Here is a 2,502-nt window from a genome sequence, read left to right on the forward strand (position 1 = left end):
GGTGTTGGGGAACGTACTCGTGAAGGGAACGACCTTTACTGGGAAATGAAAGAATCAGGCGTTATCGAGAAAACAGCCATGGTATTTGGTCAGATGAATGAGCCACCGGGAGCACGTATGCGTGTTGCCCTTACTGGTTTGACAATCGCTGAATACTTCCGTGATGTAGAAGGCCAAGACGTGCTTCTCTTTATCGACAATATCTTCCGTTTCACTCAGGCTGGTTCGGAAGTATCTGCCCTTTTGGGACGTATGCCATCAGCCGTTGGTTACCAACCAACACTTGCTACGGAAATGGGTCAATTGCAAGAGCGTATCACATCAACCAAGAAGGGTTCTGTAACCTCTATTCAGGCTATCTACGTGCCAGCGGATGACTATACTGACCCAGCGCCAGCAACAGCCTTCGCTCACTTGGATTCAACAACAAACTTGGAACGTAAGTTGGTACAGTTGGGTATCTACCCAGCCGTTGACCCATTGGCTTCAAGCTCTCGTGCCTTGGCGCCTGAGATTGTCGGAGAAGATCACTATGCAGTTGCTGCTGAAGTTAAACGTGTCCTTCAACGTTACCATGAATTGCAAGATATCATTGCTATCCTTGGTATGGATGAGCTTTCTGATGAAGAAAAGACCTTGGTTGCACGTGCCCGTCGTATCCAGTTCTTCTTGTCTCAAAACTTCAACGTTGCGGAGCAATTTACTGGCCAACCTGGTTCGTATGTACCAGTAGCAGAAACAGTTCGTGGCTTTAAGGAAATCCTTGAAGGAAAACATGACCAGCTACCAGAAGATGCCTTCCGTGGTGTCGGTTCAATCGAAGACGTCATTGCTAAGGCAGAGAAAATGGGATTTTAAGAGGTGATCTATGGCTCAGTTAACTGTCCAGATCGTGACGCCAGATGGCCTCGTCTATGATCACCATGCCAGCTTTGTATCGGTACGAACTCTGGATGGTGAGATGGGGATCTTGCCACGACATGAAAATATGATTGCGGTTTTAGCGGTTGATGAAGTAAAGGTAAAACGAATTGATGACGATACTCATGTGAACTGGATTGCAGTGAATGGAGGGATTATCGAGATTGCCAATGACATCATTACCATCGTAGCAGACTCGGCAGAGCGTGCTCGTGATATCGATATTAGTCGTGCAGAGCGTGCGAAACTTCGTGCTGAACGTGAAATTGAAGAAGCGCAAGATAAACACTTGATTGACCAAGAACGGCGAGCTAAGGTTGCTTTGCAACGTGCCATTAACCGTATCAATGTCGGAAATAAACTATAAAATAAAAATGAACTTGCTTAATCAAGTTCATTTTTATTTTACCTTAATTATTAAAGGTGATGCAAACGGCTTCGGGAATTCGGAAATCGTTAGAAAGTTCAGCTAATCGACCAGTTTCGGGATTACGTTTAAAAACAGTTGCATTATCTGAATCTTGGTGAACTGCAATGAGAAACTCTTGATCAGGAGTTAGGTCGAAATCGCGTGGCGTTTTACCATGACTTGGAACAATCTCTAATAATTCCAAACTACCATCAGCGAGGATTGTATAGACTGCAATGGAATCATGACCACGGTTGGATGCATAGAGGTAGTTGCCATCTTTTGAAAGACGAATGGCAGCAGTAGCATTGAAGCCTTTGTATCCATCTGGTAAGGTTGAAATGACTTGCATGCGTTCAAATTCACCAACACCATCATAAATCAAGACCTCAATAGTGCTATTAAGTTCGCAGATGAGATAGGCAATCTTATAGTGGTGGTGGAAAACGATGTGGCGAGCACCTGCTCCGGCTTGGCTGTGATAAGTGTAGAGTTTAGTTAGTTTTCCTTCTGAGCTAACATCATAGGTCGTCACCTCATCAGTACCTAGATCACATGTGACGAGATACTGGTCAGGTGTTAGATCCGTAAAGTGTACATGTGGAGAAGTTTGGTTTTCATGAGGACCTTGTCCGCTATGCTGCTCCAGATCCGTTTGGATGAGGCTACCATCAGCTTGACGCTTATAAACTAGAACTTGACCTTTATGATAATTGGCTCCGTAAACGAGACTACGCTTTTCATCCACTGCCACATAACAATGGGGAGCGCCTTCTTCAACTACATGATTTAGCAAAGTGCCATCTGTCTTGTATGCAGCGATGCCACCAAAGCCATCCTTGCTCCCTACGGTGTATAAGTGTTGCTGTTGGTCAAAGGCAAGGTAGGTCGGACTTGGTTCGGTAGCAAAAAGCTCAAGATTTGCAAGCTGGCCTGTTTCTGTATCAAAATCTGCCTTGTATATCCCTTTAGATGAGCGACGAGTATAAGTTCCAAAATAAATAGTTTCTTTCATGTCCATACCTCTTAATAATGATAAGTTCATTATACCACAAAATGACAGTCAGGCAGTGTCCATTTAGTCTATGTAAGCACTTTAATAAGAGTTATTTTAGATTAAAAATGGTATAATGAGAGAATGACAGAAAGGATGTATTTATGGAACATAAAGA

At 43.6% G+C, this 2,502-nt stretch carries 3 protein-coding genes; 2 read left to right on the forward strand and 1 reads right to left on the reverse strand.

Features of this window, described 5'->3' with window-relative positions; translation table 11 throughout:
* Both atpD and RYO55_RS09720 read left to right on the forward strand, forming a co-directional pair.
* The coding region (gene atpD / locus RYO55_RS09715; protein ID WP_314985319.1) for a F0F1 ATP synthase subunit beta at positions 1-858 on the forward strand (858 nt) is incomplete at its 5' end.
* Between the two features lie 10 nt (positions 859-868).
* Positions 869-1,288, forward strand: coding sequence for a F0F1 ATP synthase subunit epsilon (locus RYO55_RS09720; RefSeq protein WP_061453553.1), 420 nt, complete (start codon positions 869-871; stop codon positions 1,286-1,288).
* Between the two features lie 43 nt (positions 1,289-1,331).
* Here the strand turns inward: RYO55_RS09720 and RYO55_RS09725 are convergent, their stop codons facing one another.
* Positions 1,332-2,375 (reverse strand): lactonase family protein, encoded by a 1,044-nt coding sequence (locus RYO55_RS09725; protein WP_314985320.1) that lies wholly within the window; start codon positions 2,373-2,375, stop codon positions 1,332-1,334.
* Positions 2,376-2,502: the final 127 nt, after the last annotated feature.

The sequence above is a fragment of the uncultured Veillonella sp. genome (genome assembly GCF_963551295.1).
Lineage (GTDB): Bacteria > Bacillota > Negativicutes > Veillonellales > Veillonellaceae > Veillonella.

Coding starts and splice junctions, on each gene's coding strand:
- RYO55_RS09720 (WP_061453553.1), top strand. CDS start 869: ATGGCTCAGTTAACTGTCCAGATCGTGACGCCAGATGGCCTCGTCTAT.
- RYO55_RS09725 (WP_314985320.1), bottom strand. CDS start 2,375: ATGAACTTATCATTATTAAGAGGTATGGACATGAAAGAAACTATTTAT.